4 protein-coding genes and 2 pseudogenes are annotated in these 7,025 nt (G+C 42.8%); all 6 read left to right on the top strand.

From position 1 onward, the window contains the following. The first annotated feature begins 63 nt into the window (after positions 1 to 63). Positions 64 to 1,219 (top strand): annotated as a pseudogene (locus BZJ18_RS02715) (IS256 family transposase). A gap of 109 nt (positions 1,220 to 1,328) precedes the next feature. Then, complete coding sequence (locus BZJ18_RS02710) at positions 1,329 to 2,936, top strand: hypothetical protein (RefSeq protein WP_198532173.1); 1,608 nt, start codon at positions 1,329 to 1,331, stop codon at positions 2,934 to 2,936. A 144-nt stretch (positions 2,937 to 3,080) separates the two neighbouring features. Beyond that, positions 3,081 to 3,677: a tyrosine-type recombinase/integrase gene (locus BZJ18_RS02705; RefSeq protein WP_077455240.1), complete on the top strand. Its 597-nt coding sequence runs from the start codon at positions 3,081 to 3,083 to the stop codon at positions 3,675 to 3,677. A gap of 4 nt (positions 3,678 to 3,681) precedes the next feature. Then, positions 3,682 to 3,876, top strand: a pseudogene (locus BZJ18_RS02700) (integrase); the annotation flags it as partial. 314 nt (positions 3,877 to 4,190) lie between these two features. Continuing rightward, on the top strand, positions 4,191 to 5,732 hold the full coding sequence (locus tag BZJ18_RS02695) for a type I restriction-modification system subunit M (RefSeq protein WP_077455239.1): 1,542 nt from the start codon (positions 4,191 to 4,193) through the stop codon (positions 5,730 to 5,732). Next, entirely contained in the window at positions 5,722 to 7,020 is a 1,299-nt protein-coding gene (locus BZJ18_RS02690; RefSeq protein WP_158011245.1) for a restriction endonuclease subunit S, read from the top strand. The genes BZJ18_RS02695 and BZJ18_RS02690 overlap by 11 nt, the downstream gene beginning before the upstream one ends. Positions 7,021 to 7,025: the final 5 nt, after the last annotated feature.

The raw sequence follows: 7,025 nt of genomic DNA, 5'->3' as shown, positions 1-7,025 counted from the left end.
TTGGTAGTGTTCAAAAGTCTGTGTCACTCCTATAGTTAACCCTCAACAGGGAGTGATACATCAATGTCCGACAAATACGAAATTGATATTCAAGCTTTTGCTAAGGCACTGCAATCTGGACAAGACCTCAACGGGAAAGATGGACTGCTAACGCCGTTGATTAAACAGATCACCGAAGCTGCTTTGGCTGCTGAGATGGATGAGCACCTGACCAAAGAGGGTCAGCCTAACCGCAAAAACGGTGTCTCTCAGAAAACCATCAAAACCGCTTCAGGCTCGTTCGAACTAGACACGCCCCGTGATCGCAACGGCTCTTTCGAGCCGCAGACCGTTAAGAAGTATCAGACTCGGTTAACCGATGAGATGGAGCGTAATATCATCTCATTATTTGCACTTGGGAATAGCTACAAAAGCATTCGTGAGTACCTTCTTGAAATGTATGGGACTGAGGTGTCCAATGGCACGATAAACGCCATTACAGACCGTTTGGTGCCTGAGCTACGCGCCTGGCAAGAACGCGAATTGGAGGCGGTTTACCCCTTCGTCTGGTTAGATGCTATCCATTACAAAATCAAAGAAAATGGCCGCTTTGTCTCTAAAGCCCTGTACACAATCTTAGGGCTGAATATCGAGGGTAAAAAGGAACTACTTGGCCTTTATCTCTCAGAAAGTGAAGGTGCCCGTTACTGGTTAAATGTACTGACAGACCTACAAAACCGTGGCGTTAAAGACATCCTTATTGCCTCGGTCGATGGATTAAAGGGCTTCCCTGAAGCCATCGAAACTGTCTACCCCAAGACGGAGGTTCAGCTCTGCATCATCCATCAGATCCGCAACAGCGTGAAGTACGTGGCCAGCAAGAATCAGAAAGCCTTTATGTCCGATCTGAAGTGCGTTTACCGCGCGACGACCCAAAACGCCGCAGAGCAAGCGTTAGATGAACTGGAAAGTAAATGGGGTGCTCAATATCCACTGGTCATAAAGTCGTGGCGCAGCAAATGGGAAAATCTATCGGTGTACTTCAAGTACCCAGAACAGGTCCGCAAAGCGATTNACCAAGGGTGGCTTTGCCAACGAGAACGCATTGCTCAAGTTGCTGTATGCAGGTATGTTGAAGGCGTCAGAGAAGTGGACGCATCCGGTGCAGAATTGGAACCTGACATTGTCCCAATTGAGCATCCACTTCGAAGGACGGCTCGACGACTACGTAGATCTTTAAACGTTGGGTGACACAGAACTATGAACACCCTCGATTTTTGGTTCATTTCGCGCGGACCGCGCTTATTAAACCAGAAGATGTTGTTCTGAAATTTGGCGACGAGGAAATTGTGAAAAAAGCTCTCAGGAATTGTCATGAGTTCATAGAACCAGAAGTTCCTAGCTTGAACAAACTAGCTGAGTTGCGATGCTCCTCCAAAGGGTTATATGTTGAAACGATCCTTTTCGCATCTTGCATTGAAATAATGCGTGAATTCGGAAACCTAGGCAGTGTTAAGCCAGAATTACTCCTTGCTCTAAAGACCAACTTAAATGTTCATTACGATGCGGTTAGTAAAATCGAACACGACGCTCTAAAAGCGGAAGTTGATCGCTTACTTTTTCCTAATAATGAATCTATTGAACAGTTCCTTCGTTCCTATGTCGAACCTCAGTTGGCAAGTTATCAGTGTTCTCATCCTAGAGTAGATATGTTGAAGTATGATGAGATATTCAGTCCCTTGCGGGCAAAACTACCAATTGAATGGCTTGAACGTTTCGACGAGTTAAGTTTTTACGCGCTTGATACGCTGTTCGATCTCGCAACTCAGTTTGGAGACAGGAAAATACTTAATGACATCATTCTAACTCGCTGTGCTTATTATTTATCAAAATTTCCTGAACAGACGGATGATGAAAATATCGAACAAAAACGTAAGTTTTGGTTCGTTAGAGCTTTTTATTTTCTAAACGTAGAAGTTGCGAAACCATATTTTGATTGGCTTAAAAGTGATAGAGACTCACTACTATTATTTGAAGGACGCTCAAGCAGAATGAGTCGAGATAGTTCTTCTTACTGGCCAAATCTAACATCTACTAAGATCGAATCTATTTTATTTGCTTTCTTTAATCAGTGGCCGAAGGTTCACCTCCCTAGCTTTTGGGGGACAGAGAGCCCTGTGGGAGAGACTGCATATCGTTTCCTCACTGAAATTATTTGGTCAATAGGTAGTGATACTCCTGATGAGGCGATTCCGGTCCTTAATCGCCTTATTCAAGATGATAGATTTAGTGATATTCAGAGAGAGTTGAAAAGCATAAAAGCTGAGCAACTGCGGAAAAAATCGCTGAGAGACTTTGAGCCTCCTACTCCAGAAAAGATTGTGGACTTATTGGACAATAACGCAGTTGTTACAGTGGAAGGGCTACGCCAACTTGTTATTCAAAAACTGGAAGACTATCAGAAGGATATAGATGGAGGGGAATTCAATGCAGCTACTCGATTTTACACGAAAGATGATAACGGAAATATTGTACACCGAAATGAAGTCAGCTGTGTTGAGATAATAGCTGAACGTTTGAACTTAGTACTTCACCCCCAAAGTATAACTATTTCTTCTGAACATCAGACTAAAAATCAAAATAGAATTGATATAACAGCGGCGAAAACTATTGGAGGGAAAAGGAGATTACTCGTAGTGGAAGCGAAAGGGCAATGGCACAAGGATTTGTATACAGCAGCCACAGCTCAGTTGTATCAACGCTATTCCATTCATCCTGATGCGGAGCTGCAGGGTATATATCTCGTCATATGGTTTGGTGTTCATGTTGATATTGCAGGGCGCAAGAAGACTGAGATTACTTGTGCGCAGGATCTCAAACTAAGTATTGAACAAAGGTTGCCATTAGAACTCAAAGGACTAATAGATGTATTTGTCTTAGATGTATCACTTTCTTAGCCCAATTTAAACTTATTCGAAACCTTCGGCTTAGAGCATCGAATCTAAGCCGTTTTTGTCCACCAACATTTCAGATCTTTCTGAGGCCTACTAAATGTGACTGCCAAACTTCATATTGACCAAAAACACTGAGAGGAGGTCATCATGAGAAAGTCATCTTCTGGAAAAAGCAGTGGCATAAAAAGGCCATTTAAGCTTGAAGAGATCTGGCGGATCAGAACTAGGCTGGAGATTGAAAACGATTTGATGCAGCTCGCGTTACTGAACCTAGCTATAGATAGCAAGTTAAGAGCGAGTGATTTGCTAAAGTTACACGTTTACGATGTTTCTTCGCAAGGAGTTATCTATGACAGGGTTCAGTGCATCCAGCAAAAAACGGGAACCGATGTCCACTATGAGATTACACCAAGAACACAGCAAAGTATTAACCGATGGATTTTTGCAGCATCCCTAGAGGCAAGCAGTTTTCTATTTCCGAGTAGCCGCCGCTCTGGGCAACCTATCAGCTACTCATTCTATCGAGCAATTATCAGGAGCTGGGCTGTAAAGCTTGGATTGAATGCTGACTATTACGGTACTCACTCCATGCGTCGCACCAAAGCAACTTTAATCTATGCCAGAACGAAAAACATCAGGGCTGTACAGATCTTACTTGGACACTCGAAGCTTGATAACACAATTCGATACCTTGGCGTTGAGCTAGAGGACGCTCTGAGGTTGTCTGAGAAAACAGACTGCTGACANAAAGCTTGGATTGAATGCTGACTATTACGGTACTCACTCCATGCGTCGCACCAAAGCAACTTTAATCTATGCCAGAACGAAAAACATCAGGGCTGTACAGATCTTACTTGGACACTCGAAGCTTGATAACACAATTCGATACCTTGGCGTTGAGCTAGAGGACGCTCTGAGGTTGTCTGAGAAAACAGACTGCTGACATATAGAAGCTGTTACAGGCTTTTCTCCTGAAAAGCCTGTGCCCCATTATCATTTTCGAATGAAACTATCTAATTCTGGATAGGATAAACTTTAGATTAGTTTTACTAATGATAAATGATGTACTTAGAGCCCCAGCTAAGTTAGTTCTTTTTAATCATGCCTATCAAGAGGATGGATACAGTATCCCAGCGCCATAGTTTGAAACTCTTTGAGTGGTTACTTTTTCATTCTGGTTTGCCTTGTAAATGGCGTATAAAAGTAGGGTTTGGTATGATAATTGATTAATACCAAATTATGATGAGAACAAGAAAAATGGTTAGAAATGTTGGCGATAAAGCTTTTTTTGAAACGCTATGGGAATCAGCCGTGGCGTTGCGTGGTGCGTTACAACCATCAGAATACAAACACCCTGTACTGGCACTTCTTTTCTTTAAGTACGTAAGTGACTCTTTTGGCGAGTTCCGCAACGATGCTCAAGAATGGATTAAAGACGAAGACCATGAGTTCTTCGAAATGGATATCGACGATCCAGATCTGTATGAAGCAGCAAACATCTTCTGGGTTCCAGAAGTGGCTCGTTGGGAATATCTTGTAGCCAATGCAAAACAGCCAAACTTTGCGAAGATTTTGGATGATGCCTCTAAGGCAATCGAAGATAACAACCCTGATCTAAAAGGCATGCTTTACCGTGGGTTTGGCCTACTCAAAATCCCATCAAGCAAACTGGGTGAGCTGGTTGATCTGCTTGGCACTCTTAGCTTCAACAACAAAGAGCATCGTTCTGCTGATGTTCTAGGTCTAGCGTATGAATTCTTCCTGGGTAAATTTGCTCTTGCAGAAGGTTCAGATGCAGGTGCCTTCTTCACATGTGAGTCCATCGTAAAAACACTTGTTGAAATCATCGCTCCGACGCGAGGTATTCTATACGAGCCAGCGATTGGCTCTGGCGGCATGGTGGCATGGTCTGAGAAGTTCATGGAAAGTCATGGTGGTGAGCGCGGCGATATCAGTGTTTACGGTCAAGAGTACACATACACCACATGGAAGATGGCAGCGATGAACCTGCTTATCCGTGGTATCGATTTTGACTTGGGCGCTGAGAATGCCGATACGCTTCTGAACGACTTGCATAAAGATGTTCGTGCAGACTACATCCTGGCGAACCCGCCGTTCAACCAAGAGAAATGGGGCGCAAGCAAAGTAGCAAATGATGTTCGCTGGAAGTGGGGAACACCAACAGATAGCAACGCTAACTATGCTTGGATCCAACACATGCTTTACCATCTAAATGATACTGGTCGTGCAGGTGTGGTCATGGCGAATGGTGCTATGACATCGACAGCGAATACTGAAGGCGACATTCGTAAGGCCATCATTGAAGATGATCTGGTTGAGTGTATGGTTGCCCTACCGCCTAAGCTATTCATTAACACCCAGATCCCTTCATGTCTGTTTATCTTCAACAAGAACAAGAAGCGTAAAGGTGAAACTCTCTTCATCGATGCTCGTCATCTAGGCCGTCTAGAGTCTCGTGCTCAGTTGGTGTTTGACCCACATCATGTCGATGAAATTGCCCAGACTTACCACGCTTGGGCTAAAACGGACTTCTCTGTGAAAACATACGAAGATATCCCTGGCTTCTGTAAATCGGCCAAGCTTGAAGACATCCAAAAAGCAGACTTTGTTCTTTCTCCTGGACGCTACGTTGGTGCGGCGGAAGTCGAAGAAGATGAAGCTTCATACCAGGAAGATATGGCTATCCTAACTGAACAGTTATCAGAACAGATTACTAAGTCGGTTACTCTTGATGAGCAAATCAAGGCTTCGCTTGCGGAGGTTGGGTATGTGCTCTAAAACAGTTCAAGTATCGGAGCTAGTATCATTACTTAAAAAGGGAATCACTCCTAAATATTCAGATGATAGTAATGAATCAACGATCCCAGTGATCAACCAAAAATGTATTCGTGATTTTTCAGTTAATTTCGAGCTATGTCGTTTACATGACCGCAGTAAGCGCAAAGTTGCTGATGATAAATTGCTGAAAAAATTTGATGTTTTAATTAACTCTACAGGCACTGGCACTCTAGGTCGAGTAGCTCAATATTTTGGTGCTAATGATGAAGTTACTGTAGATAGCCATGTTGCGATACTTCGACCAAACGATGACATTGACCCTATATATTTTGGCTATTTGATTAAAAGTAAACAGAAGATTATTGAAACTCTATTTACAGGTAGCACAGGGCAGACAGAGCTGGATAAAAATGCGGTCAATGAACTTGAGTGTGAAATTATTGCCGACAAGTCTCAACAAGAACACATCGGGAAAATATTGAAAGCGCTCGATGATAAGATCGAAAATAATAAACCAATGAACCAGACCTTAGAAAAGCTCGCCCAGCGCATCTTTAAGTCTTGGTTTATCGATTTTGATCCAGTGAAGGCGAACAAGGAAGGTCTGCCTTTCGATGGTTTGTCGCCTGAAATCCAAGCGTTGTTCCCAAGCGAGTTTGAAGATTCTGAGCTGGGGATGATTCCGAAGGGGTGGGAAGTCAGCAACATTGAAAAATACGCTACAAATGTTAGGAAAAACATAAAGAAAGGCGACATTGACAGTGACATGCCTTATCTGGGATTAGAGCATATAAATCGAAAATGCCTTTCAGTCTATGAACACGGCCTCGGAGAAAGTGTTACAAGCAATAAATCACAGTTTCAAGTCAATGACATATTGTTAGGTAAATTGCGTCCATATTTCCATAAGGTAGGGATTCCAAACTTTGACGGAGTTTGCTCAACTGACATTCTGGTAGTTAGACCGAAAGAGTCATTTTATTTTGAATACGCATTAAATGTTGTCTATCAGGATAGATTAATTGATCACTTAACTAGATGTTCATCAGGAACTCGTATGCCTAGAGCAAAGTGGGCAGATGTCACTGACTATCAACTAGCAACCCCACTAGACGACAGCATCTTTAAGGCGTTTTCAAAGATAACCTCTCCTCTTTATCAGAGATTGCTTAATAACTGCAATGAGGTGGATATTCTTTCAAAACTACGAGATCGTTTATTGCCAAAGCTAATCTCAGGTCAAATTTCTGTAGGTGAAGCTGCACAGGAGCTTGCAGAAGCGGTATAACTGGA

The sequence above is a fragment of the Salinivibrio sp. IB872 genome (assembly GCF_001995345.1).
GTDB lineage: Bacteria > Pseudomonadota > Gammaproteobacteria > Enterobacterales > Vibrionaceae > Salinivibrio > Salinivibrio proteolyticus.
Note: the sequence above shows the minus strand (reverse complement) of the source record. Positions and strands in the feature narration are given on the sequence as shown.